Origin of the sequence: Maribacter sp. BPC-D8 (assembly GCF_035207705.1) — a bacterium.
Lineage (GTDB): Bacteria > Bacteroidota > Bacteroidia > Flavobacteriales > Flavobacteriaceae > Maribacter.
Genome location: NZ_CP128187.1, coordinates 4065491 through 4090661, shown reverse-complemented (window position 1 = coordinate 4090661; position 25171 = coordinate 4065491). Strand labels below are relative to the sequence as shown.

Here is a 25171-nt window from a genome sequence, read left to right as displayed (position 1 = left end):
TACCTAAACTCCCAAATTCATGAAAGATTTGACCCAAGAAGACTATTTAAACGGTCAGGTATTATTAATCGACAAACCACTAGAATGGTCGTCTTTTCAGGCTGTCAATAAGTTGAAATGGGCTATCAGAAAAAAGTTCAGTTTAAAGAAATTTAAAATCGGACACGCAGGTACATTGGATCCGTTAGCAACGGGTCTCCTTATCATTTGTACTGGAAAGTTCACTAAGAAAATTACAGAATACCAAGGTCAAGAAAAAGAATACGCAGGTATTTTTACCTTAGGCGGCACTACAGCTTCTTATGATCTTGAAACAGAAATAAACGAAACTTTCGCAACAGACCACATTACCCCTGATCTTATAAAAACTACCACCCATCAATTTATAGGTGATATTGACCAGGCACCGCCTGTTTTCTCTGCCTTAAAAAAAGATGGTAAGCGACTTTATGAATTGGCTCGCGAAGGTAAAACAGTTGACATACCAAAGCGTAAAGTAAATGTAAGTGCTTTTGATATTACCGCTATCGATGGCTTAAATATTCACTTTAGAATCGCTTGCAGCAAAGGCACTTATATTCGATCTATTGCTCATGATTTTGGCGCAGTGCTGAATTCTGGTGCACATTTAACGGCATTGAGAAGAACCAAAATAGGTGATTTTAACGTAGATAATGCTCAAGACCCTTTAGTCTTTGCTGATTTATTATTAGGTGCAGAAGAAAAATAGACAATAAACTATTGATTACCCTTTATCGATCTTCTAAAATATTTTGGTATTATTAAGGTTATATATCCATGAATCTGAACAGAAAACAATTATCATTACTTGCCACTATCTTTAGCTTGTCTATTGTAGTGCTGGTATTGTATAATATTCAGTTTGGTGGTCAACAAGAATCTAAAGAAGACTATGTTGTTGAAATGGTCATGGACCCTGAGGTTTTAGAAGAAATTCTAAAAGAAGAGGAGCCAAAAGAAGATTTAGCAAACGCAGACCCTATTAAAAGTCATTTAGCTTTTAACGAAACGGCAAAGCCTAGTTATGGTAATCCAGAGCCGTTACAAACTCTAGAAGAGTTAATGGAAGAGCGCAATGAGATGAGCGATGGCGATCCTACCGAAAATCTAATTTCTGATTCAGGTTATTCTGAAAGAGTAAAAGCGCTAGCTAAAAAGCGAGAAGAAAAAAAACAACTTTTAGGCGAAAAGGAAGCGCAAAAGAAAGAGTTTACAAATAACCTTGCGGCAAGAAGAACTTCAGTTTCGTATTCTTTAGTAGATAGAAATAATTATAAATTACCCCCTCCGATATATACTTGTATCGAAGGAGGAAAAGTTGTTATCAATATTGAAGTAAATGCTTTAGGTTATGTTACCGAAGCAGATTATAACGAGAAAAGTTCTGGTACTTCTAACGGATGCCTTGTTGAAAACGCTATTAATTACGCTTTAAAAGCAAGATTTAATTCATCTGATAAAGATTCTCAGAAAGGAACGATTACTTACTTATTTCAAGGGAAGTAACTTCAGCAGATCTCCTAAAATACTTTGCCCTTTATCTTTATTATAAAAAACCTGTAAGTCTTGTTTGAACTCAGGTGTTAATTTACCATGTTCAGCTTTATAATCTTCAACTAACTGTGTTGCCTTCATTGACCTAGGACCCCAAGTTGCCACCACAGCACTCTCCTCTTCATCTATCGCAATTAACTTTGGTATAGACATACCACCGTTGGTCAAAAACTGGTTCATGATATCTAAATTCTCATCGCGAAGAATTATAGACAACGATATATTCGAATTTAACTCAGTAATCTTATTCATTACTGGTAATGCAGGTGAAGCATCGCCACACCAACTTTCTGATAATACCAACCACGAAATTTTCTGATCGACAGCTTTAATTTTGGCTACAGCCTCGTCGCTAAACTTCAAGGTTTTATCCCATCGGCGCATACGGCTATTATTTAATTGGGTATACTGCGATAATGCCTCTGATTGTTCAGGACCAGTAGCCTCACCTTTTTCAGCCAAATCTGAAACCAATGTTCTGTATGCTGAATAACTATAACTTGACGCTAATCCTTTTTTAATCAAATCTTCTATTACTAATTCCATGCGAATACTAATTTATATACTTTAATCGAACGCTTTAGTAGTAATAAAAGTACAATGCTTACAAATTCTCAGGATTCACCGCTAAACTATTGAACAACTTAGCCTTTGCCGTAAAGTATTTGTTCTCTACCTGGTTTTGTTTTAAAACCGCATCTATCAATTTGGTTTCTCTTGAATTAATTAAGAAAAGTGAACTTTCGCCAAAACTGAATTTTCGTTCTTCGGCCGCAAGCAAAGCTTCATAACTCGCTACAATATCATTTATCAATACATTCTGATTCTCAAAAGAATCTAATTCATTGTAGATAGCGGTTATTTTATTCTGAATCTGAACCTCAGCATTATCAAGCTCGAACTGCGCGTCTTTTAGTTTCAATTTCGCCAATTTTAAATCTCCCCTTTCTTTTCTAAGAAATAGCGGAAGTTCAAAATTTAGTCCGGCTTTATAATTCTGTTTTTCAAATGAGTTTAAGTACTGTGGCTCATCTGTAATAAACTTATATTCCACATCTATTCTAGGCAACAGCTTATTCGTTTTTAGTCGCTTATCCACAACCAGACCATCAATTTTATAGCCTAATGATTTTAACTTCGGATGATTCTCTAACACAAAACTATCCAATGGTTTTCCTAAAATTTCTAAAGCTTGATCTATCTCGGTATCTAACGATGTATCTGGTACAACATCTTGCTGCAATTCCATCGGAATATTTTCACCCATCCACAGGTAATTAGAAAGTTCTAATCTAGCATTACGCAAAGCTACATTAGCCTGCTCACGCTCTAACGCTCTATTCTGTACTGAAATCTTTGCTTCTACCGTATCGATAGCTGCAATTTCACCTGCTTGTGCACTTCGGTTAACGCCCTTCAACCGGACTTTAGCATTCAATAAAAAATCATTGAACAACAAACTATTTCTATAGGCTTGCAACCAATTGAAATATGCCAAAGAGGCATCGAACAAAATCTGATTTACCAATAAATCTCTATCTGCTTTTGACTGCTCCCTAAAGAACTTTGCTTTTTTTACAGTGGCCATTCGCTCGTTTATCCAAGAACCACGACCTAGCGACAGCGCGACTCCGGCACTATAGAGTCCGTCATCGGGGACATTTCTTTCTGCGTTCAAGTATTCCCCAGAATATTGCTCAAATTCACCCTTCAACTCTATGCCGTACCATGTAGGCACTTTAAAAGTTGAATTCAATAAATCGTAATACTCCGTACCCTTAAACTCTTTCGTAGAATAATCTAGAGATATCTTAGGATCAAAACCACCACGTGCTTTCATTAGATTTGCCTGACCTATGCTCATCACCATCTCTGCTTGTTTAGCAATAGGATGATACTTTTTCACATAACCCAAATACTCTCTAAAATTTAGCTGTACAGAATCTACAGTCTGGGCATTCGCAAACAACCCAGTTATCAGATATAAAAAGACAACAATTCTCTTCATCGTTATTTTTTTACAGGTTTATCTTGAGCTCCTTCTGGTTGATAATAATTGGCCGGGAATCCGTTAAGCTGACGCCACAGTTCATACCAAATAGGCACATCTTCTAATAAAGCAATCGTATTTGCACCAGAACCTACACGTAGGGCTTCTGGCCATGCTTGATCTTCTTTATCAGGAGAAAGCAATACTCTGTACTTCCCATTCGGATTTATAAAGGTCTCAATAGCCACTACCTTGCCAGCATATGTACCGTAAGATGCATTTGGCCAACCGCTAAATACAATTGCAGGCCAACCATCGAATTGAATTCTAACCGTTTCACCTAAATGAATCAGCGGTAAATCTATAGGGTTCACAAAAGTTTCTACTGCCATATCATACTCAGCTGGCATAATACCTACTAACGGTGTACCTTCTTTAAAAGTCTCGCCGATACCTGCGGTAAGTACTTTATTGATATACCCATTTTGCGGCGCCCGAATGTAACGTAGCGCACTTCGCATTTGATAATTTGTATAATCGTTCTCCAACTTACTTACCTGAGCTTCTGAATCGAACTGATTGGACATTGCCGTAAACTTATCGCTCTGCGCCTTTGAAATCTTATCGGTATATGAAGCTTGAACACTATTGATTTCTACTTCTGCATTGATAATTTCATTTTTAGCAGCCAACAGTTTGTTCTCTTGAGAAAGTAACTTTGCCTGCGTCTCTTGAAGCTTCAACCTTTTTTCTTCAACATCGGTTACTGCCTTTAAGCCTTCACTTTGTAACATGGCCGTACGTTCGTATTGGCGCTCTGCTATTTTAATGTTGGTTTTAGCCGCTTCAAAATCTATACTATCACTTTGTGCTTTTAATTTTGATTGTAACAACTTGTTTTTAGCCTGTTCTAGCTTTAGTCTTCTTTCGTTAACAAGTGCTGCAACCTGATTATCTAAAGACTTGACCTTATCACCATATGATGTTACCGAAGAACTTTTCGACTTTAATTGTTGCCCTGTTCTCTCTACTAAATCCGGATCAAAATATTCTGATTTTACTTCAGATATAAAAAGTATGGTATCGCCCTTTTTTACGTAATCGCCTTCTTGTACATACCACTCTTCTATTCTACCCGGTATTTGAGATTGAATGGTTTGTGGTCTTTGACCAGGTGTTAGCGTAGTTAAAAATCCTCTAGCGTTAATCGTTTGCGTCCAAGGTAGAAACAATACGATTACACCTACCACGGCAAAAGCGAACAAAAAGCGATTGAAGTGTTTGTAATGCCTTTGGTGATTTACTTTTTGAACGGATTTAAATCGCTCAATCGACACCTTTTCATTTAATTTTTTATGAGATATATTAAGCATCTTTTCCTGAGATTTCGTTAATAATCTGTCCTTTATCCATGGTAATAATTCGTGAACATTTTTTAATCCACTTATCATTTTCACTTACTACAAGTAATGCCCACCCGTTAGATGAATCACTTAAAAAGTTCAAAATTCGATCAGCCTCTTCACTGTTAAATTGATCCAGTGGATCTTTTAGAATAAGTAGTTTGGGTTTACGAACAATACTTCTTGCGAGCACTATCTTTTTAGATACGGTATGGGGAATCTGTTTTCCTTCAGGATATAAAATGGTATTTAATCCATCTGGCTGCTTCTTTACAAAATCTGTAAGTCCGACTTTATCTAATGCCCAATACACTTGCTCATTTGTAGTTTCTTTATCACCAAAAGTGATATTATGGAGAATGGTCCCCTCAAAAGGCGATTCTTCTGGCAGTGATTGACCTAGATGTGAACGATAGTAATTTAAATTCATCCCTTTTAAAGAGACTCCGTTTACATAGACACCCCCAGTATCTGGTTCAATAATTCCTGCAATAATTCGCAACAAGGTATTTTTACCAGAGCCACTACTACCCCTCAACAAAATGGTACATGTTGGTGAAATAGTCAAGCTCAAATTAGAAATTATCTCTCTTTTTGGATCTGGAACACTATACGAGATATCGCTTAACTCTACTGTAAAGGCTTGATTTTCTAAGAATGGTTTTTCACCTTCTTGTGTTTCTAATTCTTTATCTACTACCTGACCCATTTTCTCTAAAGATGTCAATAGATCATAAAAAGTTTCTAAACCCACAATTAATTTTTCTACCGAATTAATTACCAAAAGAATAATGATCTCTGCCGCTACAAATTGCCCAATATTCATTTCTTGATTCAATACCAACAAACCACCAATAAGCAAAAGACCAGCAGTAACCAGCACCTTAAAACCAATCATCTGAATAAATTGAATTACAATCACTTTAAAATGACTTTCTCTCGCATTTAAATATTCAACCACCAAGGTGTCGTTCTTATCTAATGCGTGAGAAGTTTTACCTGATAATTTGAAACTAACAATTGAACGAGCAATCTCTTGAAGCCAATGCGCTACTTTATATTTACTCTTAGATTCTTCTAAACTGGTATCTAAACCTCGTTGCGCCGTAAACTTAAAAACCACATAGATTAATAGAAGTAATAGCATACCATACACAATGAAGAATGGATGATAAAAAGATAACAGCAATAAGCCGAAAACTATCTGTAATAGCGCAGCAGGAAAATCTATTAAAACCTTTGACAACGATTTCTGAATGGTCAAGGTATCAAAAAACCGATTCGCTAATTCTGGCGGATAGTAATTATGAAGCTCGCTCATTTTTATTTTCGGGAAACGGTATGCAAATTCGAATGATGCCCTAGTAAATATTTTTTGCTGTACATTTTCTATGATTCGTATTTGCATTAATTGCAGAATACCTACAAATGCTACCCCTAAGGTTACCAATATTACAAGCACCACCCATGATGAGCTTATTTGCGCACCTTGCATTAAATTGATAATTGCCTGTATACCTAAAGGCAAAGAAAGGTTAACGACACCTGCAAATATGGCGTAGTAGAATACCTGAAATACGTCTTTCTTGTCTAATTTTAACAAGCCAAGAAAACGTTGCCATGCGGTTAGTATATTTTTATTCATCTAAGTTTTTGTTTAGTGTATTAAATACTAGGTGGGTTAAGTATTGTGTAGGTGTTACTGTATCGCTACAATCTGTAAGGGACGGAAAATGTTCTTTTAAAAAATGCTGATGCAATCCGTTTTCAAGAATGGTACTCGCTAAACTGGTCGGGTACTCATATTCGGCATCTACCTCAGAAATCATCTCAGCCAACCTGCCCACAAGTCTTTTATATATGGCATAAAAACCTTCTTTATTTTCGGTATCAACCTCTTTTGTGGTGTACGATTTTGAATATTCGTTAATGACAATCTTATTCAACAACACTTCATTAATATGTGAAAATGAAGAGTCTTCTTTTACTTCTCTTGTTATAATTAAAATGGATTTAAGCAGCTTCTCTTTCGAACTTTTAATACTGTTTGTTGCAAATACAAGTTGATACTCCATCCAACCCCAATACCAAGATGTTAGATATAACAACAGCTTATGCTTATTTTCAAAATAACGATATATAGAACTTTCATTAGACCCTATTTGTGCACCTAACTTTTTAAAGGTGAAACTCTCAAAACCTATTTCATTAATCATTTGAATACTAAATTCAATGATTTTTTTACCGAGACCAGAAGATTCTGGATCTTTTAAATAAAGCTTTTCATTGATTCTAATTTGTACACCTTGTAACAACCTATCCATAATCCACTGAAATTTATTGAATTGCAAATATAATAGTATTACTATCATATTCTAATAGTTTAACATTTAATAAAGAATGCTAAACACTTATTTTTTGACTCATATCAATCCATTTGAAGGAAAATAAATTACGGTCAAAATCATATATATCATATTTCAATACACCGAAGCGCACCATATTTCAACTCATTTTCAATACTTTTGTTACTTAAATATTTTACTATGGAACCTAATAGATGTGGCTGGTGCAAAGGCGATACGCTTTACGAAGCTTATCATGATCAAGAATGGGGTGTTCCTGTAAAAGATGATGAACTTTTATTTGAATTTTTAGTGCTAGAAACCTTTCAAGCTGGTTTAAGTTGGATTACCATTTTAAAAAGAAGAGAGAACTTTAGGGTAGCGTTTGATCATTTTGATTACAAGAAAATCGCGAAATACCCTGAAACCAAAATCTTGTCTTTATTACAAGATGAAGGTATTATCAGAAACAAATTAAAAGTACGTGCTACGGTGACCAATGCCATTGCATACCTAGAAATTCAAAAAGAGTTTGGTAGTTTCAGTAGCTATATTTGGAATTTTGTAGATAATGAGCCTATTAAAAACGAGGTGGTAAATTACAAAGACGCTCCAGCAAATACCCCAATTTCTGACACTATCAGTAAAGACCTAAAAAAACGCGGATTCAAATTTGTAGGTAGCACAATTATTTATGCATTTATGCAGGCTACAGGTATGATAAACGATCATCAGTTAGATTGCTTTCGATACAACCAAGTATAGCATAAATTAATTACAACTGACATGAAAAATAATCTTATAAAAATTATACTCGCTGCTTGTCTATTTAGTTTTCAGCTGGGTCATTCTCAATACAAAAATGAAAGAGAACATCGTATTCTCAAATCTCAATTTCCGGCAGCGGCTATCGTGAATATTAATGAAAACGTATCCGATTTTAAGCGTATTAAATTTTACAAGGAAACCGATAGCACTATAATTAGTTATGAAGCCAAGCTTAAAAAAGACAAGCTTTGGTATGGTATTGAATTTGATGAAGAGGGTACATTAGAAGCTATAGAAATACTTATTAAAGTTACCGACATACCCAATGATACTTATGATAAGATTACAGGGTATTTGAACAATAATTTCGCGAAATATAAAATTAGAAAACTAAAACAGCAATATCCTTCAAATAATGAAGCTGTAGGAGAAACTTTCAAAAATGCATTTCAAAATTTAATTTTACCATCTAACAACTATCAAGTAGTTATCGCAGACAAAACAGATAAGGGTTCTATAGATTATGAAATTCTATTTGATGCAGACGGAAATTTCAAAAAAAGTAAAACTTCTCTTCCTCCAAATTACGACCACGTTCTATATTAGAGTCCGGCGAACTAAGAACCAATGGTTGCATTGAAATACAAAGTAAAACCCTTGTTTAGTAATTCTCTTGAATACCCTGGCATCTTACTTTAAAAGCTTGATGAAATCTTGTCTAGAAATTTCTTGCGCACCCATACTTTCTAAATGATCGGTATGCAACTGACAATCTATCATGCTATATTCTTTTTCTTGTAGTTCTTGTGCCAGTTTAATAAATGCAAATTTTGATGCATTAGAGGTTAGACTAAACATACTTTCTCCGCAAAAAATATGCCCTAAATCAACGCCATATAAGCCACCTACCAAAGTATCGCCTTCCCAAACTTCATATGATTTTGCAATACCTCTTTCATGTAATGCTATGTATGCATTTTTCATTTCATCGGTGATCCAAGTGCCGTCTTGACCTTCACGTGGTACAGATGAGCAATATTCTAACACTTCTTTAAAACAGGTATTTTTAGTTAATCGAAACTGGTTGTCTCGAATAACTTTCTTCATGCTTTTTGATATTTTGATGTGATCCGGATAAAGTATCATTCTAGGATCCGGACTCCACCATAAAATAATAGAATCATTATCGAACCAAGGGAAAATTCCGCTTTGGTACGCCAATAGCAGTCGTTCTGGAGAGAGGTCACCGCCAACTGCCAACAAACCCTCTACATTGGCGCTATCTACTGGCGGGAAAATAAGTTCATCGGTCAAAAAGTACATGACTATTTGTGGATTTTTAATTCTCGTTCAAAATAGATAAAGGTCATAAAACAAAAAAACTTGTTTAACTATTTAAGCTAAACAAGTTTCTTAGTATAAAGACATAATGCCTTATAAAATTTCATTCTAATTCTTAGAAAGGAAGATCATCATGATCCTCTTCATTCAACTTATCTGCAGGCTCAAAAGCCTCCATTGGTGCTACCGGAGGCATACCACCAGCTGGTGCTCCAGCAGATGCGCCTTCTATACGCCACCCTTGAATAGAATTAAAGTACTTTACTTCACCTTGAGGGTTTGTCCACTCTCTTCCTCTAAGGTTAATGCTCACTTTTACATCTTGCCCTACACCATAGCTATTCAATAAATCACATTTATCTTGAACAAATTCTACCATGATGTGTTGTGGATATTGCTCATCTGTAGTAACAACTAATTCTCTTTTTCTAAACCCATTAGACCCAAAAGTTTGAGTTTCTCCTACCAATTTTACTTTACCTTCTATTTCCATCTTGAACTCTTTTTACAATAGAGTTCAAAAATACATAAAATGATGCGTTAATAAAACATGGTGCAACGATAACAACACAACAATTATTCACAATTAGGGTTATCTTTAGTATTAGATAACTATTGGATGAACTTTATTCCTAAAAACAAAATTTCCAACATTTTTCTATTGATAGGCTCTTTCGTAGTAGTGAGTCTAATCTTATGGAATACCAATAGCTTTTTTAAACAATTTAAGGAAGAAGAACGCCTTAAAATGGAAATTTGGGCTACTGCACAATCAGAATTTTTACAATCTTCTGAAACTGTAGATTTGGGAAGCCTTCACTTAAAAGTTTTTCAAAACAATACTTCTACCCCAATGATCCTTATCAATAAGGACAAATCTATTCGGGTAAATAACTTTCCGCCGAATAAGTCAAAAGACTCGGTTTATATTCAAAGTCAACTCAGAAAATTCAAAAACGAAAACATACCTATCTCAATCGACCAACAAGGGGAACATTTAGCAACACTGTATTACGGTAACTCTGATGTTCTGACCAAATTAAAATTTTACCCGATTGCCTTACTACTTATTATTTTCCTTTTTGCAGCGGTGATCTATTTTCTTTTTAAAACCAATAAAGCTTCAGAGCAGAATAAACTATGGGCAGGTATGGCAAAAGAAACCGCACACCAAATCGGCACACCACTCTCTTCTCTTTTAGGATGGAACGAACTTTTGAAATCTGAAGATATTAACCCTAGTATAACTATAGAAATAGCGAAAGATATTGATCGATTACAGACCATAACCGAGCGCTTTTCTAAAATTGGCTCATTACCCAAACTTGAAGAAAGCGATATTGTAAAAGAAACTCGAGATGCCTTCGATTACTTAAAGCGAAGAAGCTCTAAACTTATTCACTTTTCTTTTAGCACCAAGGTAGACCACCTACCAGTTATGATGAACAGTTCATTATACAACTGGACCATAGAAAATTTGGTTAAAAACGGAATTGATGCCATGAGAGGCAAGGGTAGTATTGCCATAGAAATTGTGCAAGACAACAAATTTGTGAACATTTTAATAGCCGATACCGGACATGGTATTTCTAAAAGCAACTATAATAGTATCTTTACACCCGGCTTTACCTCAAAAAAGAGAGGTTGGGGCTTAGGACTTTCTTTGGTTAAGCGAATTGTGGAAGAATACCACGATGGAAAAATAAAGGTGTTATCATCTGGCAAAGAAGGAACTATAATGCAAATTTCTTTAAAAGTGTCTCACTAATTATGGCCAAGGAAAAATTAGAAGTTATTAAGGAAGCCAATCTAAGTAATAACTGTCCTGAATGTTTTAATCAAGATTTAAATCTTACTTTCTATCAAAAACATTCATACGGTAGCTTCTTTCATAAAATTACAGGTGAACTAAGTAATAAATTAGTTTGCAATACCTGCCATTCTACTATTTACCCTGTAACCTGGACAGATGATATTGAACGCATGTTCAACTACTATCAAAAAACAGCTATACCTGCTCAAAAATCATCTAAACCAACATTGCTTTTTTACAGCCTTATTTTAGTTCTAATTGCGCTGGTAGCTGGTGCAGTATACTTATTTATTTCTGGAGCTTTTCAACTTTAGAACCTATTGCTTTAGCAAGATCACTAAGCTCTTCATTACTTAATTTTACTTTGTGTTGAAAAGTAGCATCTTTCATTTCATTTAAAGGTATTAAATGAACATGCACATGTGGTACTTCTAAACCAATAACCGACATACCTACGCGCTTACAATCGACAGTTTTCTCTAATGCCTTACCTACTTTTCTAGAAAAAGACATTAACCCTAGATAGGTTTCTTCATCTAAATCTAAAATTTTATTGACCTCTTTTTTAGGTATACACAATGTATGCCCTTTTGCATTTGGGTTGATATCTAAAAAAGCTAAGAAGTTTTCATCTTCAGCTACTTTAAAACATGGAATTTCACCATTTATAATCTTAGTAAATATTGTTGGCATAGTAATTCGTATTTAGTGGTAATAAAAAATCCTACCCTTTATTAAGGATAGGATTAAATATAGTTATTTAAAAAATTTAAGATCTTGTAATTTCAAGAATTTCAAATTTAATAGCTCCGCTTGGCACAGTAATCTCTGCAGTGTCTCCTACCTTTTTACCTAGTAGTCCCTTACCAATTGGTGAATTCACAGAAATTTTTCCTGTTTTTGTATCAGCTTCACTTTCTGCAACCAATTTATAAGACATTTCCATGCCATTATTTTGATTTTTCAATTTCACAGTAGATAGTACCAAAACCTTTGAAGTATCTAATTGAGACTCGTCAATTAAACGTGCATTGGCAACCGTATTCTCCATTTTTGAAATCTTCATTTCTAAAAGACCTTGCGCTTCTTTTGCAGCATCGTATTCAGCATTTTCTGACAAATCGCCTTTATCTCTTGCTTCGCCAATAGCTTGAGACGCCTTTGGGCGCTCAATATCTCGTAAATGATTTAGTTCTGCCTTGAGTTTTTTTAACCCCTCGACTGTATAGTATGATATGTTACTCATAACTTCCTCGTTTTATAAATAGACAAATCCTCTGCAATTGCCTGTTAATTCGGCTTTTTAAGCGAGGATTTAACACAAATATACATAATTTTTACGCACATTTGCTGAAGTTTTTTAAAACTAAATTTAAGCATGATGAAGAGATTAAGCATCGTAATTCTATTGATTATCACGGCTTGTAGCAATGACGGTACAAACAGAAATCCGTATTTACAAGAAATAGGTTTTCGTTTTGAAGCTAACTTAAATCTCCCTTCCTACAGTCCTCTTACAAATACTGGTAGCGCTGTTTATATTAATAGTGATCTTGCTGGTACTAGGGGTGTTTTTGTAATCAACTCTGGCTTTGATCAATTTAGAGCTTTTGAAGGTAGTTGTCCAAATCATGCTCCTAATGACTGCTCTACCATGTCTTTTAGTGGACAAGTTGCCACATGCTCATGTGAAGATTATGAGTATAGCTTATTTACCGGTCAATTATTAAATAGGCCAGATGATGAAAATCGCTATTATGATATGCTAGAATACCGCGCTAGTTTTAGTGGTGGTAGTGTGGTCATTTCTAACTAAGCACTATTCTTCTGATCGATACCTGTCCATAATTTCTTTGAATAATTCGCCTGTACTTGGTGGAGTATATGATATAGCATTTGCCCCAGCATCTATAGCCTGAACTATAGTTTCTTCAGTTTTACCACCTGTGGCTATAATTGCTACATCGGCATCTAAATCTCGTATTCTTTTTATGATATCGGCAGTTTTACCTGCACCTGAAACATTAAAAATATCAACCCCTGCTGCTAACCTACCTTTAAAATCTTCTTTATCAGATACTACGGTAATCGTAACAGGAATATCTATCTTTTCTTTTAGCATTGTTATAAGGCTATTAGGGGTAGGTTTATTTAAAACCACCCCTAAAGCACCTTGAAATTCTGCATGTATTGCCAATTCTAATGACCGCATTCCAGTTGTTAATCCGCCGCCTACTCCGCAAAAAATAGGTTTGTCGGCAGCCAAAATCAATGCATTTGAAATCACCGGTTGTGGTGTAAACGGATATACCGCAATAATCGCATTGGCATTCGTATTTCTTATAATCGCCACATCTGTACTGAACAGAAATGACTTTATAGATTGCCCAAATACTCGAATGCCCGAGCATTGCGAGATTACTTCTGGCACCGTTACAATGTTATTTCTTAACCTACTACCAAAAACCGGAATATTGCGCTCCATAACCCTGTATATTAGAGTTCTAATTTAGATTATTCTTCTACGCGCCGTACTTTTTAAGTAAATATTTAAGACAAATTTGTAACGGATTACCTCAGCCTCTACTTTTAAAAATTAATCGTTGCTCCCAATAAAAAGTTAGTACCCGCTTGTGGATAATACCCTTGAACTTCAAAAGTATTACCTGGCGTAGACCAACTATCTAAATAGGTATAACCATTAGATACATACTTCTCGTTTAAGATATTATTTACCAAACCAGAAAACACAATAGACTTCACTACATTATTCATTTTGATTTCATAAGTAATGTTGAAATCATTCGTGAAATAAGAATCTAATTTTGACGCTTCTGTATCTGTATTACTTAAATACTGTTCGCCAACAAACTTTGAATACAGCGAAAGACTCATTGCATCACACGGCATATAACTAAGAATATTACCCGCTACCAAACCTGGTGAAAATGCAATATTAGTATCACCTAAACCTTGTAATAAACCATCTCTATCAATAAAGAAATCTTTGTTCTTATTATCACTGATGGCGATATTAGGTCGTACACTAAACTTATCTCCTAATTTAATATTGGCATCAACTTCTAAACCAAATCTGTAGCTATCACCAATATTCTCTCTTAATGGGGCACCAACATCATTTAACTCACCAGTAACCACTAACTGATTCTTATATTTCATGTAATAAAGATTGGTATTTACCTGTACATTGGCAGATACGTACCTCCACCCTAATTCAAAATCATTTAATTTTTCTGGCTTCGGGTTTCCACTTTCATAATCATTTCTATTTGGCTCTCTATTAGCTACCGCATATGACAAATAGAAATTGTTATTCGCATTTAAATCGAACGTTACCCCTGCTTTTGGGTTGAAAAAATTAAACGTATCATCAACCAGACCGGTCTCATCTCCGTTTGCCTTATACCCAACTGTTCTATATTGCAAATCTCCATATAACGACCATTGATCTGTTAACTGATAGTTTGCTTTTGCGTATAAATTAAAATCAGTTTTAGTTGAACTATCATCATAGTAGCGGTCTTTATAACTACTATTGCTAGCATATCTAGCCCAAATTACTTCTCCGAAATGATTGCCTTCATACTTATTGAAACCACCACCCATTATTAAATCTAGCTTGTCTTTCTTATAATTTGCAGAAAAAACGGTACCGTAGAAATCATTATCTAACCAACGTCTTCTTATGAGGTCTGTGGTATTTACTTCACTGCCATCAACTATTATCGGTTCAAAACCATAAGTAGAAAAATCGTCTGCCTCTTTGTATTGCTCAAAGAAACCTCTACCTCTTGTATAATGCAATGCAACATTGGTACTCCAAAAATCTGAAATCTTCTCGTTCCATAATAACTGGGCATGGTCTTGCTTGTAGTTATCTACCTCATTTTTATGAAATTGAGTATTACCATCTAAATCTGTATAAATACCTGAAGGATTAAAAGTTCTATCATCCTTTAAAGTTTGGGCATCTATACCGTACCATGCTTGATACGTAACTTCATGACCACCGAATATTATTGCTTTAATCAGCGTATTATCATCTTTGTACGCCCCTTGTAAAAAGTAAGAATCTAAGTCTGATCGGGCTCTATCGATATATCCGTCAGATTTTATTTTAGACAATCTACCTGAAATTTCAACGTGATCATTTAAAAGTCCTGTGCTGAATTTTAGGTTATTTCTTAAGGTACTGTAGCTTCCAATAGAAGTTGATATTTGTCCGTATGCATCTTGCGAAAATCCGTCGGTCAATACATTTAAACTTGCTCCAAATGCACCCGCACCGTTTGTTGATGTACCAACACCACGTTGCAATTGTAAACTCTCTGTTGAAGAAGCAAAATCTGGCATGTTTACCCAAAATGTACCTTGAGATTCGGCATCGTTATAAGGTATGCCGTTAATGGTTACGTTTACACGTGTAGCATCACTTCCTCTTACGCGAATACCTGTGTAGCCAACACCTGCACCTGCATCGGTCGTTGTTACTACTGATGGTAAAAAATTCATTAATACCGGAATATCTTGACCTAAATTTCTAGGCTTGATATCCTCTTTTGTAAGATTTGAAAATGTAACCGGAGATTGCTTGGTTACTCGAATCGCAGAGACGAACACTTCGTCTAACACTACTTTTTGACCCTCTAAAGAGTCGGTTTCCTGTTCTTGGGCACAGACACCCATACTTAGCGCCAAAGACGCCGCAATTGTGAAAATAGATAGTTTCATTCGTAAAATAATTACGAATAAAAGGGGCTATTATTCTAAAGTTAAAATTGATTTTTGAGCAACTACGCTCGATTTCCAAAAGACTTCGTGTCAACAAAATAATCACACTACATCTTACTTCAAAAATTTAAAATAAACTTTTGAATTGTCCCTTGGCAGCATTACCTGCCCAGGTTCGTTGGGTATAATCTCAGCTTTGTTCTAAAACTAGAACTCGGCACCCCTTTGAGATGCCGCAAATGTAATGCACATAATTCATCTCTCATAAAGAAATTTAAAAAAATAACAATGTGTTTAATTAACATCATTTTACAACTTAACATCTGCGTTTTATCGTACGTATACCAAGCGTACCGATACTATATATGAAAGCACAAAAAAATACATTTACCCTTAAAATCACTATTAGCTACCTATTATTAATTATTCTAGGGATTATAGCTTCATATTACATTTACACTGAAGTTCAAGAATATATTGCCACAGAAACAACCGATGAAAAAGACAGTAAATTACTCAAAACCAACTCTTTTCTTGCGCAACTATATGAAGCTGAAAGCTTATCTAAACTAGCGTTACAAACAAAAAGAAAAATTAATTTTACCGCTTACGAAAATAAAATAGACTCGATCTATATCAATATTGAAGAATTAAAAACCCTTACCGAAAGTGATTATCAACACGGACTTTTAGACAGTCTTAGCTCACTTTTGAGCAAAAAAGTGACGAATATCAATGCCATGCGCTCCATTAGATTGAACGACCAAACGGGTACAGCGATTAATTCTGCCTTGAAGGAGTTCGATAAACTTGAAGAATCTTTAGGAATCATTAAACCTAAAGATTTAGCCCCCAATCTTGATGAGCTTTCACCTAAAGCCCAAGATGCTATTAAAAAAATGACCGACTATCTAAATGCCAATGTACCTACAGAGAATAATCAGCAACAGAATGCACAAACTATAGACAGTGTAGTTCAGGTTTCTAAAAATCTATTAAAAGATGTGCAGCAAGAAAACACCTTAAAAGAAAAATCTTTGACCGTACGTGAATCGACAATTAATAGAACCGATATTGAACTCTCTCAGCAATTACGTTCTATACTTTCTTCTTTTGAACAAGAGATTGTAATGAATAGCATAGCAACTTCTATAAAAAAAGAAACTTTATTAAAACGGAGTATTCGACTTGCCGTTATCGCTGCCATACTTGGCTTTTTAGTGGTGGCTATTTTTACTTTTATATTGAATCGTGATTTTTGGAAAGCAAACGTATACCGAGAAAAACTCGAAAAAGAAAAGGCTTTTTCAGAATCTCTATTGAAAAGTAGAGAGCAATTAATCGCTACTGTTAGTCACGATTTACGAACACCCCTAAATACTATAAGTGGCTACGCCAATATTATTGAAGAAAGTGACAACCAAAAAGATAACAAAGAACATATTAGCCATATTAAATCTGCTACTGTCTATGTTAATAATTTAGTGAATGATTTGTTAGATTTCTCACAGCTAGAAGCAGGTAAAATGGTTTCTAAAAATTCTACTTTTAGGGCGGATAAATTGATTGAAGAAAGTGCTAGAAATATATCATCTCAACACCAAAACAAGCATATTGAGTTGATTTTGAATTTAGATGATTCTTTAAAACACCCTATTATAACGGATGCTTTTCGTTTACGTCAAATCATTTCTAACTTATTAGGCAATGCTTATAAATTCACTGAAAAGGGAACGATTACATTGGCAGGATCTATTACAACATCTTCTAAATCTAACATTCTTAGTTTTAAAATAAAAGATACCGGCATTGGTATCTCAAAGGAAAAACAAGAACTGATTTTTAAAGAATTTACACAGGCAGAAAATGACACCGATAAAAAATATGGTGGCTACGGACTAGGACTCACAATTACCAAAAAGCTCACAGAACTACTTGGTGGGTCTATTGTACTGAAAAGTGAACTTGATAAAGGAAGCACCTTTACGCTTCAAATACCAATTGCGTTTGGAGAACAATTAGAAGAAATTTCAGAGCCATCTATAGGTTTTAAGAATCTGAATATGATTGTATTCGACGACGACATCTCGTTCTTAAAACTTATTGGCGAAATGCTAAAATCTGTAGGAATTGAAGCTCGACTATTTTCAGACTTCAACGAATATAAACCTAATGAAAATTTCGATTTCGATGTGGTTTTAACCGATATTGAAATGCCTACGGTTACGGGTTATGAAATAGTCACTCAACTGAAATCTGGTGAATTTCAAAATTTCAATAACCAACCAATTTTGGCTATGACCGGTCGACGCGATTTAACTTTAGAACATTTTACTGAAAAAGGTTTCTCTAATCTTATTCGTAAGCCATTTTCAAAGACTGATTTATTGCAAAAGCTTCATGTCATTTTAAATAACGCGGATGAAATTATCCCTACTGAGGACACTCACATAGCCACTGATTCTCAGCAACTATTTAGCTTAAATACCTTAAAAATGTTTTTGGGTGATGACCAAAATGCTATGGATGAAGTAATACTCATTTTCAAAAAAGACACCGAAGAAAATGCTCTTTTACTCAGAACAGCAGTCGATACTTCTGATATTACCAAAGTAAATAAAGTAGCCCATAAAATGTTACCAATGTTTCGACAACTAGAAGTTCAAACTGCTATTCCTATTTTAGAAATATTTGAAGTTTTGAATAGCGATGATTTCTCTCATCAACAACTCAAGGCGAAGAACATAGAATTACAAAGGGAGATTAAAAAACTAATAGAAATGCTTTCAAAAGAAATATCTACAGATCCAAATCATAATAGTTGATTCTATTATACAATGTTTTTCTGGTTACTTGTAATAATTTAGCCGCTTTAGATTTGTTGAAATTGGTACGTTTTAGCGCATTTACAATTTGTTCTTTTTCGAATTCCGCTTTTGAAAGACTCCCTAATTCAGCCCTTTCTAAAACCGGACTCATCAATTCCGTCGGTAATACCTTTGCTTCCACCTTATCTGAGGCAGATAGCAAAACGGCGCGCTGAATTACATTCTGTAATTCTCGAATATTACCAGGCCAATGATAGGCATTGAAAATATCCCAAACCTCATCAGAAAAATCAACTACTTGTTTGTTCAACTTTTCATTAAACTTTCTTAGAAAGTGAGAAGCTAATACTGACAAATCTCCTTGTCTATTTTTTAAAGCAGGTATTTGCAATGAAAACTCGTTCAATCGATGATACAGATCTTCACGAAAAGTACCTTTTTCAACTGCCGACTTTAAATCTTCATTAGTAGCAGATAGTATTCGTACATCAACCTCTATTTCGGTATTACTACCTATTCTTTTTATTTTACGCTCTTGTAACGCTCTTAATAACTGTATTTGATTTTCGTAAGACAGATTACCTACTTCATCTAAAAATAAAGTACCACCGTTGGCAGCTTCAAAACTCCCAACTTTATCTGTCACTGCACCAGTAAAACTTCCTTTTATATGTCCGAAAAACTCACTTGCTGCCAATTCTTTAGGTATTGCCCCACAATCTAGTGCTATAAACGGTTTTTCATTTCTCGTACTTTTTTGGTGAATGGCTTTTGCTGTAACTTCTTTACCTGTACCGCTTTCTCCAATAATTAAAACCGACATATCTGTAGGTGCTACCAAAACAATATGTTCTTCTAATTTCTGAGTTGCCTCGCTAGTTAAAACTAATTCTTGCGACGTTGTCGCTTCTTTACCACCTACTACCTTTTCTTTTGAATGATTAGTAGTTGACTGAACAGGTTCTTTTGAAGCTACTGGTTTTAAATTCAATGCACCATCAATAACCAATAGCATCTGATCCGGAGTAAAAGGTTTAGAAATATAATCGTAAGCTCCCATTTTCATAGCTTTTACAGCTGTAGAAACTTCTGCATAACCTGTCATTACAATTACAGGAATTTTACCTTTTAACTCAGATACCAATTTAATTCCGTCATAATCTGGTAATCGCAAGTCTGTAATTACTAATTGAAAATCGTGTTCTTTTAATTGTTTTTCGCCATCTAACCCAGTATGACTTAATACTACATCATAACTATTTCTTGCTAAAAACTTTTGAAGCATCTGGGCAAATGAAGTATCATCTTCAATAATTAAAACTTTAGTCATAGACAGTTTGGTGTTCTTAGTATCTACGTAAAAATACCACAAGCCGACTACTTGTATTTTAAAATTATCATAAAGCTTTTATGCATTTATTTAAAAAAAGACATAAAAAAAGGAAAGAATAGCCTTTAGCTATCCTTTCCTGACCAAACCAACTTGAACAAACAAGTTTCTCTATAATTACATATCTATCCAATTACCTTCTTCATCTGCATACACTGTACCTTGTGTACCGTCTTCAAGAGATAATACTAGCTTATATTGTTTCTTTTCATTTGTATATGCCTTATCTAAATTTGCCGTTGGAAAATTCTTTGATACTGCATCTGTTACTGCTTGTGGTACTTCTGCAACCGAAATTTCTTCGAAATCTTCTGTTACTATTGAAATCTCATTTACCTGGTTATGCTGTATTCCATTTTCTGAAACTAATGCATCTTGTGCATTCATTGCAAAACCTCCTATTGTCATTGCTCCTAATAAAAATAAAGTCTTCATCTTTTTTATATTTAAGTTAATAATACATATCAATACTATTAACAAAGAAAAAAGAGTGCCATAAAAAAATTACAAATTAATTATTGATTATCAGATACTTACATCTTTAAAAGCTTTTAGATAGCTGAGTAAAGTTGTACCCGCTGCATACTACTGTGTAATTTTTACACATTTAAATTATCACTGAAGAATAACCTTAGAACACTATTGAAGACAAAAAAAAAGGAGCTGCAAATTGCAGCCCCCCTCAAACCACCTATCAAACTCTTGTCTTAAAATTTTAAATCAACACCTCAATCAATTCAACAACAACTAAAATTGGCAATGCTAATCCGGGGGATTATTTCAAATACAATTATCTGGTGGCACCTTCATAGTTAACGGTTAGTGTTTACGCGAAAGTGATATTTTAATTATTTATTTCTCCAAACATAATTTTGATATTACACCTAATGAAAAAATCAAAACTGTGCTTAAGACTAAAATAAATACTAGTGTGACCATTGTTTCATAACTTGCTTCACTTATTTAGACACAACATTTTCTGGTAGGTCACATTTTAAATAAAAAAAAAACCGCATTTAGCAGTTTTTTTTTATTTCCGCCCTATAAAAAGACTATCTCTTATTGATCCAATTACCGTGCTGGTCTATATATACGGTCTTTCTTGTACCGCTTTTAAGTACCATTATTAATTTAAATTCTCCTTTATCATTTTTAAAAACTCCACCAAGTTTAGATGTTGGGTACTGCTTTAATATTTCTTCAATCACCGGCGGTGTTAATTCGCTCGATTTAATTTTTATGTATTCGTCAGCCGTTTTAACTACAATTGCTGTTTCAACTATATCTGAACTAGTTTTTGCTGCTGCGTTAAACATGATTCCGAAAGTCAAGAATACTAATAATGCGTAATTTTTCATGCTAATAATTTTAATCGTTAATAACTCTAAATCTTAAAATACTTACGGAGTAATCTTACATATGGATTATCAGTTAACGAAATTTTAAAATTTTAAACGTAAAAAAGCTGCCTAGGCAGCTTTTTATAAACAACTAATTCAAACTTATAATTACTACATTTCTAACCAGTTACCCTCAGCATCTGCATAAAGCACACTAGAAACACCATCTTGTGAAGTAATTTCTAATTTATAATTATTTTCATCATCAACGTATGCTTTACTCAACATTGCACCTTCATAATCGGTTGCTAATGCATTTACAATTGGTGTTGGCAGATCAGAAGCTGCTATCTCTGTATAGTCTTGTAAAAAGACATCTTCCATGATACCATCGTGAAATATAATTGGAGTTGCGGCAGTACCTATTGTTAAACTACCTATGGCTAAAGCTGTGGCAAATACTAATTTTTTCATCTTTCTTATATTTAAATTAAACATTCTTGAAAGGTATATTAGAATAATTGTGCCAATACGAAATATGGCACCTTAAATATATCTATATAATTGATTTTCACTTATTTAAATCAAATAGCTACTCAGAGTGCATTGGGTAAAAACGTGTTTAAACAGAAAAAGTGTGTAGAAACTACACACTTTTTTACTCCATATTTTATTAGTTGCCTATGCCTGATGCGAATCTTTCAAAAGATCCACTACACTTTTTACAGGATTAAAGGTTACCAATGGCACTTCTACAAAGATTGTATTCCAAAATGCCATAGCTCCGTTCCATAATCCCGGAAGCTCTAATGCCTTTAGTTCTTTACCATCTTTTGTTTTACCTGTTATAAAACCTTGCTTTTCATCTACGAACTTTAATAGGTCGTATTTCTCACCTTTATAGTTACGAACAGCACAAACCAAATCTACCGGATTAAAGTGGGTAGAATTCTTAAGAAGGTCTGCCTGTTGCGTATTATCCATATCTATTTGGGCAGATTCTATAATCTGTAAAGAAACTTCTCCTTTACCATTAGTTACCCAAAACGGACCACCACCTGGCTCACCTTCATTTTTAACCATACCACAAATACGAATAGGTCTATTTACTCTATCTTTTAGTATCGCGATTTTATCAGTATTCGATTTTGAATCGAAGTCACCTGAGAAACGAACGTTTAAGTTCGTAACTAAAAAGTTTCTGATTTCTTCTATTTGTGCATCATCTACATCGCCCTTATCGAGTAATGCAGCATATTCAAATGCTTTTTCTTGCTCTTTTAATAGTGCACCTGCCAAAACCTTTTTACTATCGGCAACCGCCTTAGCATCTTTCATTACGGCAACATTATCAATATTCTTTATAAAAATAACATCGGCATCTTGCTCATTTAAATTCTGAATCAATGCACCATGACCACCTGGTCTAAACAACACAGAGCCATCTTCATTTCTAAACGGCTTATTGTCCATATCTACCGCTAAAGTATCGGTCGAAGGTTTTTGAAAAGAATAGTCTACATTATATGTAATACCGGTATCTGCAGAAACTTTTGGACCAGATGCTTTAAACTCTTCATCAAACATTTCTTCATGCTGTTCTGAAATCGTAAAATGTAAATTTGCTTTTCCGTTAGAACCTGCATATAATGCACCTTCTTTTAAATGCTCTTCAAATGGTGTAGCTGCATAAGCTTCATATTTATGAAATGGTAATAATCCCTTTGGAAAAAAACCGTAGTTCAATGCATTCTCACCTAAAAGCTCAGCGATAAAACTAAAAACCTTTTCTCCTTCAGCATCAGATTTTAAATTTAATTTATCCATCACCTTTTGGTAAAACGGAAAGCGCTCTAATCCTTCAGAGAATTTCTTAATATCTTTATCATTGGTTCTGGTCAAATAACCCTCTAAAGTTTCTTCAGAAGGATTATAAGCTCCTAAAAAACTGAATAACGCTTTAAACATTCTTGATGCTGCACCAGAAGCTGGTACAAACTTTAAAATATCTAAATCTTTTAATTTTGAATCATAAAACGAAATAAGCTCTTTCTCTTCAGCATCAGAGAATTTTAGAATACCATTACCAATTATGGCTGCATTCTCTAATTTTACAAAAGGTATACCTTCTTTAAAGGTGTTGATATGACTCAACATTTGCTCTTTTGAAATTCCTTTTTCTGCTAATTGCTTAATGTCTTTATCTGTTAGTTCAATCATTTATGTAATAAGGTATCTATATGGTTAATGGCTTTTTCTAAACGTTGTTTTTTGTTCCCCTTCAAGGTAATAAAATTTTTACCGTATTTTTCTAAAGTATCTTTAAAATAATTGAACATTTCTTCCCTTTCTGTTGGTTTATCTCTTAAATCATCAGCCTCCCATGGTATATCTATATAAGTTAATAAATAAAGATCATAGGTATTCTCTAAGGCATACTTTTCTAAAACGGGATCACAATCACCTATATAGTAGGCTTCTGAATATACTTTAGTTTCTAACAAATCAGTATCGCAAATAAGAATATCGGTCGCCTTTTTCGCCAACTTATTTTCTAATGCCATTTGCCCCTCGGCAATGGGTAACAGATCATGCGGTTCACAAGTTTTTCGCTCATTATTCCATTTATCCTGTAGATAATCTCTGGCATATTCTGGCACCCAAACGGTATGGTAGTGCCTTGCCAATTGTTCTGACAAGGTTGTCTTACCTGTAGATTCTGGTCCGAAAAGAACAACCTTTAAGACATCTGAGGGTTCTTGTTTGTATTTTTCTTCCATGCGTTATAACCGTAAAAGGCCAATATTGTAAAAATGAGATATTGAAAACTAGTAAACGTAAATCCTTTATAAAAGTATAACGGTATCGATATTAAATCTCCAATGATCCAATATATCCAATTTTCTACTTTCCTCTTGGCCATCAGCCACATACCCACAAAAAATACAGCTGTTGTTATGGTATCAACATAAGCCGTCCAACTATTCCATTTATCAAAAATCTGGTACACTGTAAAAACAAAAATGATAGTACCTATAAAAATGAAAACTGAGGTGATATTTTCTTTTTTGGTTACTCTAGTTATCGGCGTATAATGCTCTGCATCTACTTTTCTTGTCCATATATACCATCCATACAAACTCATTATAAAATAGTAGGCATTGATCATCATATCGCCCAATAACCCCCACTTTAAAAGTAGGTAAACAAATATTGAGGTACTGATTAGCCCTGTAGGGTATACCAGAATCTTATTCTGTTTGGAAAACCATACCGAAAGCAACCCAAAAATGACGGCTACAATTTCTAGAATAATATCTAGTGTATCATAATCGGAATATTGACCAAAGAGATAATCAAAAATGGGGCTCATAGTCGCTTCTATCAGATTTAACTATTTTCATGAATAAGAGTCCGCGGTCCATCAGTTCAAATGCTGTTTTAATTTCGGTATTCAATACGTTCATTACTTCATCATAAGATCCGTACACCTGTGTGCTTAACGGATTCTCTAAAACGGTTAAGCCACAATCACGAAGTTTTTTAATGAAATTTATAATGTGCTGTTCAAAATCGTCTTGCAATGGCGAAAAGGTCAATTCTACTGATATATCCATATATAGTAT

27 protein-coding genes are annotated in these 25171 nt (G+C 34.4%); 8 read left to right on the top strand and 19 right to left on the bottom strand.

The window, feature by feature from the left end:
* Window positions 1-19 precede the first annotated feature (19 nt).
* Together truB and QSV08_RS18010 are read left to right on the top strand one after the other, a co-directional pair.
* The gene (gene truB, locus QSV08_RS18015) at window positions 20-730 is read left to right on the top strand and encodes a tRNA pseudouridine(55) synthase TruB (RefSeq protein ID WP_324025089.1); all 711 of its coding nucleotides are present in this window, start codon (window positions 20-22) and stop codon (window positions 728-730) included.
* A gap of 68 nt (window positions 731-798) precedes the next feature.
* Window positions 799-1527, top strand: a complete 729-nt coding sequence (locus QSV08_RS18010; protein ID WP_324025088.1) for a hypothetical protein — start codon at window positions 799-801, stop codon at window positions 1525-1527.
* Here the strand turns inward: QSV08_RS18010 and QSV08_RS18005 are convergent.
* The 5 genes from QSV08_RS18005 to QSV08_RS17985 are packed head-to-tail and all read right to left on the bottom strand — an operon-like array spanning window position 1510 to window position 7292.
* Entirely contained in the window at window positions 1510-2121 is a 612-nt protein-coding gene (locus QSV08_RS18005) for a thioredoxin family protein (protein ID WP_324025087.1), read from the bottom strand. The genes QSV08_RS18010 and QSV08_RS18005 overlap by 18 nt on opposite strands.
* Window positions 2122-2179: 58 nt before the next feature.
* Window positions 2180-3583: a TolC family protein gene (locus QSV08_RS18000; protein WP_324025086.1), complete on the bottom strand. Its 1404-nt coding sequence runs from the start codon at window positions 3581-3583 to the stop codon at window positions 2180-2182.
* A 2-nt stretch (window positions 3584-3585) separates the two neighbouring features.
* Window positions 3586-4938 (bottom strand): HlyD family secretion protein, encoded by a 1353-nt coding sequence (locus tag QSV08_RS17995; protein WP_324025085.1) that lies wholly within the window; start codon window positions 4936-4938, stop codon window positions 3586-3588.
* Window positions 4931-6613, bottom strand: coding sequence for a peptidase domain-containing ABC transporter (locus QSV08_RS17990; protein ID WP_324025084.1), 1683 nt, complete (start codon window positions 6611-6613; stop codon window positions 4931-4933). The genes QSV08_RS17995 and QSV08_RS17990 overlap by 8 nt, the downstream gene beginning before the upstream one ends.
* Window positions 6606-7292 (bottom strand): TetR/AcrR family transcriptional regulator, encoded by a 687-nt coding sequence (locus QSV08_RS17985; protein ID WP_324028390.1) that lies wholly within the window; start codon window positions 7290-7292, stop codon window positions 6606-6608. Before QSV08_RS17985 ends, QSV08_RS17990 begins: the two co-directional genes overlap by 8 nt.
* Before the next feature lie 222 nt (window positions 7293-7514).
* On the opposite strand from QSV08_RS17985, the gene QSV08_RS17980 reads away from it, so the two are divergent.
* On the top strand, window positions 7515-8078 hold the full coding sequence (locus tag QSV08_RS17980) for a DNA-3-methyladenine glycosylase I (protein ID WP_324025083.1): 564 nt from the start codon (window positions 7515-7517) through the stop codon (window positions 8076-8078).
* Window positions 8079-8099: 21 nt separating this feature from the next.
* Window positions 8100-8687, top strand: a complete 588-nt coding sequence (locus QSV08_RS17975) for a hypothetical protein (protein WP_324025082.1) — start codon at window positions 8100-8102, stop codon at window positions 8685-8687.
* An 84-nt stretch (window positions 8688-8771) separates the two neighbouring features.
* Here the strand turns inward: QSV08_RS17975 and aat are convergent, their stop codons facing one another.
* Window positions 8772-9404 carry a leucyl/phenylalanyl-tRNA--protein transferase gene (aat, locus tag QSV08_RS17970; RefSeq protein ID WP_324025081.1) on the bottom strand — a complete coding sequence of 211 codons (633 nt, stop codon included), beginning with the start codon at window positions 9402-9404 and terminating at the stop codon, window positions 8772-8774.
* A 133-nt stretch (window positions 9405-9537) separates the two neighbouring features.
* Complete coding sequence (locus tag QSV08_RS17965; RefSeq protein WP_324025080.1) at window positions 9538-9915, bottom strand: DUF3127 domain-containing protein; 378 nt, start codon at window positions 9913-9915, stop codon at window positions 9538-9540.
* A gap of 126 nt (window positions 9916-10041) precedes the next feature.
* On the opposite strand from QSV08_RS17965, the gene QSV08_RS17960 reads away from it, so the two are divergent.
* Window positions 10042-11190 (top strand): sensor histidine kinase, encoded by a 1149-nt coding sequence (locus QSV08_RS17960; RefSeq protein ID WP_324025079.1) that lies wholly within the window; start codon window positions 10042-10044, stop codon window positions 11188-11190.
* 2 nt (window positions 11191-11192) lie between these two features.
* Window positions 11193-11549, top strand: a complete 357-nt coding sequence (locus QSV08_RS17955; RefSeq protein ID WP_324025078.1) for a hypothetical protein — start codon at window positions 11193-11195, stop codon at window positions 11547-11549.
* On the opposite strand, the gene QSV08_RS17950 is transcribed toward QSV08_RS17955, so the two are convergent.
* Window positions 11524-11928, bottom strand: a complete 405-nt coding sequence (locus QSV08_RS17950; RefSeq protein WP_324025077.1) for an HIT family protein — start codon at window positions 11926-11928, stop codon at window positions 11524-11526. The genes QSV08_RS17955 and QSV08_RS17950 overlap by 26 nt on opposite strands.
* Window positions 11929-12004: 76 nt before the next feature.
* A complete protein-coding gene (gene greA / locus QSV08_RS17945; protein WP_324025076.1) occupies window positions 12005-12481 on the bottom strand; it encodes a transcription elongation factor GreA in 477 nt (158 codons plus the stop codon).
* 132 nt (window positions 12482-12613) lie between these two features.
* On the opposite strand from greA, the gene QSV08_RS17940 reads away from it, so the two are divergent.
* On the top strand, window positions 12614-13051 hold the full coding sequence (locus tag QSV08_RS17940; protein WP_324025075.1) for a hypothetical protein: 438 nt from the start codon (window positions 12614-12616) through the stop codon (window positions 13049-13051).
* Between the two features lie 3 nt (window positions 13052-13054).
* Here the strand turns inward: QSV08_RS17940 and QSV08_RS17935 are convergent, their stop codons facing one another.
* Window positions 13055-13720 carry a hydrolase gene (locus QSV08_RS17935; RefSeq protein ID WP_324025074.1) on the bottom strand — a complete coding sequence of 222 codons (666 nt, stop codon included), beginning with the start codon at window positions 13718-13720 and terminating at the stop codon, window positions 13055-13057.
* A gap of 104 nt (window positions 13721-13824) precedes the next feature.
* The gene (locus tag QSV08_RS17930; protein WP_324025073.1) at window positions 13825-15987 is read right to left on the bottom strand and encodes a TonB-dependent receptor; all 2163 of its coding nucleotides are present in this window, start codon (window positions 15985-15987) and stop codon (window positions 13825-13827) included.
* A gap of 365 nt (window positions 15988-16352) precedes the next feature.
* Between QSV08_RS17930 and QSV08_RS17925 the strand changes: the two genes are divergently transcribed.
* On the top strand, window positions 16353-18812 hold the full coding sequence (locus tag QSV08_RS17925; protein ID WP_324025072.1) for a hybrid sensor histidine kinase/response regulator: 2460 nt from the start codon (window positions 16353-16355) through the stop codon (window positions 18810-18812).
* Here QSV08_RS17925 and QSV08_RS17920 read toward each other — a convergent pair.
* The 8 genes from QSV08_RS17920 to QSV08_RS17885 all read right to left on the bottom strand — a co-directional run bounded on the left by QSV08_RS17920 (window position 18787) and on the right by QSV08_RS17885 (window position 25162).
* Window positions 18787-20145 (bottom strand): sigma-54-dependent transcriptional regulator, encoded by a 1359-nt coding sequence (locus tag QSV08_RS17920; RefSeq protein WP_324025071.1) that lies wholly within the window; start codon window positions 20143-20145, stop codon window positions 18787-18789. The two genes, QSV08_RS17925 and QSV08_RS17920, sit on opposite strands and share 26 nt — an antisense overlap.
* A 177-nt stretch (window positions 20146-20322) precedes the next feature.
* The gene (locus QSV08_RS17915) at window positions 20323-20640 is read right to left on the bottom strand and encodes a hypothetical protein (protein WP_324025070.1); all 318 of its coding nucleotides are present in this window, start codon (window positions 20638-20640) and stop codon (window positions 20323-20325) included.
* A 617-nt stretch (window positions 20641-21257) separates the two neighbouring features.
* Entirely contained in the window at window positions 21258-21563 is a 306-nt protein-coding gene (locus QSV08_RS17910; RefSeq protein WP_324025069.1) for a hypothetical protein, read from the bottom strand.
* A 153-nt stretch (window positions 21564-21716) separates the two neighbouring features.
* On the bottom strand, window positions 21717-22019 hold the full coding sequence (locus QSV08_RS17905) for a hypothetical protein (RefSeq protein WP_324025068.1): 303 nt from the start codon (window positions 22017-22019) through the stop codon (window positions 21717-21719).
* Window positions 22020-22226: 207 nt separating this feature from the next.
* Entirely contained in the window at window positions 22227-23765 is a 1539-nt protein-coding gene (locus QSV08_RS17900; RefSeq protein WP_324025067.1) for a DUF4301 family protein, read from the bottom strand.
* Window positions 23762-24325, bottom strand: coding sequence for an ATP-binding protein (locus QSV08_RS17895; protein WP_324025066.1), 564 nt, complete (start codon window positions 24323-24325; stop codon window positions 23762-23764). The genes QSV08_RS17900 and QSV08_RS17895 overlap by 4 nt, the downstream gene beginning before the upstream one ends.
* Window positions 24286-24918, bottom strand: a complete 633-nt coding sequence (gene pnuC, locus QSV08_RS17890) for a nicotinamide riboside transporter PnuC (RefSeq protein WP_324025065.1) — start codon at window positions 24916-24918, stop codon at window positions 24286-24288. The genes QSV08_RS17895 and pnuC overlap by 40 nt, the downstream gene beginning before the upstream one ends.
* A complete protein-coding gene (locus QSV08_RS17885) occupies window positions 24902-25162 on the bottom strand; it encodes a thiamine-binding protein (protein WP_324025064.1) in 261 nt (86 codons plus the stop codon). Before QSV08_RS17885 ends, pnuC begins: the two co-directional genes overlap by 17 nt.
* Window positions 25163-25171: the final 9 nt, after the last annotated feature.

What these genes read in the sequence shown, in the direction of transcription:
- QSV08_RS17925 (WP_324025072.1), top strand. Translation starts at nt 16,353, where the DNA reads ATGAAAGCACAAAAAAATACATTTACCCTTAAAATCACTATTAGCTAC.
- QSV08_RS17965 (WP_324025080.1), bottom strand. Translation starts at nt 9,915, where the DNA reads ATGGAAATAGAAGGTAAAGTAAAATTGGTAGGAGAAACTCAAACTTTT.
- QSV08_RS17940 (WP_324025075.1), top strand. Translation starts at nt 12,614, where the DNA reads ATGATGAAGAGATTAAGCATCGTAATTCTATTGATTATCACGGCTTGT.
- pnuC (WP_324025065.1), bottom strand. Translation starts at nt 24,918, where the DNA reads ATGAGCCCCATTTTTGATTATCTCTTTGGTCAATATTCCGATTATGAT.
- QSV08_RS17955 (WP_324025078.1), top strand. Translation starts at nt 11,193, where the DNA reads ATGGCCAAGGAAAAATTAGAAGTTATTAAGGAAGCCAATCTAAGTAAT.
- QSV08_RS17950 (WP_324025077.1), bottom strand. Translation starts at nt 11,928, where the DNA reads ATGCCAACAATATTTACTAAGATTATAAATGGTGAAATTCCATGTTTT.
- QSV08_RS18005 (WP_324025087.1), bottom strand. Translation starts at nt 2,121, where the DNA reads ATGGAATTAGTAATAGAAGATTTGATTAAAAAAGGATTAGCGTCAAGT.
- QSV08_RS18000 (WP_324025086.1), bottom strand. Translation starts at nt 3,583, where the DNA reads ATGAAGAGAATTGTTGTCTTTTTATATCTGATAACTGGGTTGTTTGCG.
- truB (WP_324025089.1), top strand. Translation starts at nt 20, where the DNA reads ATGAAAGATTTGACCCAAGAAGACTATTTAAACGGTCAGGTATTATTA.
- QSV08_RS17900 (WP_324025067.1), bottom strand. Translation starts at nt 23,765, where the DNA reads ATGATTGAACTAACAGATAAAGACATTAAGCAATTAGCAGAAAAAGGA.
- QSV08_RS17980 (WP_324025083.1), top strand. Translation starts at nt 7,515, where the DNA reads ATGGAACCTAATAGATGTGGCTGGTGCAAAGGCGATACGCTTTACGAA.
- QSV08_RS17920 (WP_324025071.1), bottom strand. Translation starts at nt 20,145, where the DNA reads ATGACTAAAGTTTTAATTATTGAAGATGATACTTCATTTGCCCAGATG.
- QSV08_RS18010 (WP_324025088.1), top strand. Translation starts at nt 799, where the DNA reads ATGAATCTGAACAGAAAACAATTATCATTACTTGCCACTATCTTTAGC.
- QSV08_RS17930 (WP_324025073.1), bottom strand. Translation starts at nt 15,987, where the DNA reads ATGAAACTATCTATTTTCACAATTGCGGCGTCTTTGGCGCTAAGTATG.
- QSV08_RS17985 (WP_324028390.1), bottom strand. Translation starts at nt 7,292, where the DNA reads ATGGATAGGTTGTTACAAGGTGTACAAATTAGAATCAATGAAAAGCTT.
- QSV08_RS17895 (WP_324025066.1), bottom strand. Translation starts at nt 24,325, where the DNA reads ATGGAAGAAAAATACAAACAAGAACCCTCAGATGTCTTAAAGGTTGTT.
- QSV08_RS17935 (WP_324025074.1), bottom strand. Translation starts at nt 13,720, where the DNA reads ATGGAGCGCAATATTCCGGTTTTTGGTAGTAGGTTAAGAAATAACATT.
- QSV08_RS17915 (WP_324025070.1), bottom strand. Translation starts at nt 20,640, where the DNA reads ATGAAGACTTTATTTTTATTAGGAGCAATGACAATAGGAGGTTTTGCA.
- QSV08_RS17990 (WP_324025084.1), bottom strand. Translation starts at nt 6,613, where the DNA reads ATGAATAAAAATATACTAACCGCATGGCAACGTTTTCTTGGCTTGTTA.
- greA (WP_324025076.1), bottom strand. Translation starts at nt 12,481, where the DNA reads ATGAGTAACATATCATACTATACAGTCGAGGGGTTAAAAAAACTCAAG.
- QSV08_RS17960 (WP_324025079.1), top strand. Translation starts at nt 10,042, where the DNA reads ATGAACTTTATTCCTAAAAACAAAATTTCCAACATTTTTCTATTGATA.
- QSV08_RS17910 (WP_324025069.1), bottom strand. Translation starts at nt 21,563, where the DNA reads ATGAAAAATTACGCATTATTAGTATTCTTGACTTTCGGAATCATGTTT.
- aat (WP_324025081.1), bottom strand. Translation starts at nt 9,404, where the DNA reads ATGTACTTTTTGACCGATGAACTTATTTTCCCGCCAGTAGATAGCGCC.
- QSV08_RS17905 (WP_324025068.1), bottom strand. Translation starts at nt 22,019, where the DNA reads ATGAAAAAATTAGTATTTGCCACAGCTTTAGCCATAGGTAGTTTAACA.
- QSV08_RS17995 (WP_324025085.1), bottom strand. Translation starts at nt 4,938, where the DNA reads ATGCTTAATATATCTCATAAAAAATTAAATGAAAAGGTGTCGATTGAG.
- QSV08_RS17975 (WP_324025082.1), top strand. Translation starts at nt 8,100, where the DNA reads ATGAAAAATAATCTTATAAAAATTATACTCGCTGCTTGTCTATTTAGT.
- QSV08_RS17885 (WP_324025064.1), bottom strand. Translation starts at nt 25,162, where the DNA reads ATGGATATATCAGTAGAATTGACCTTTTCGCCATTGCAAGACGATTTT.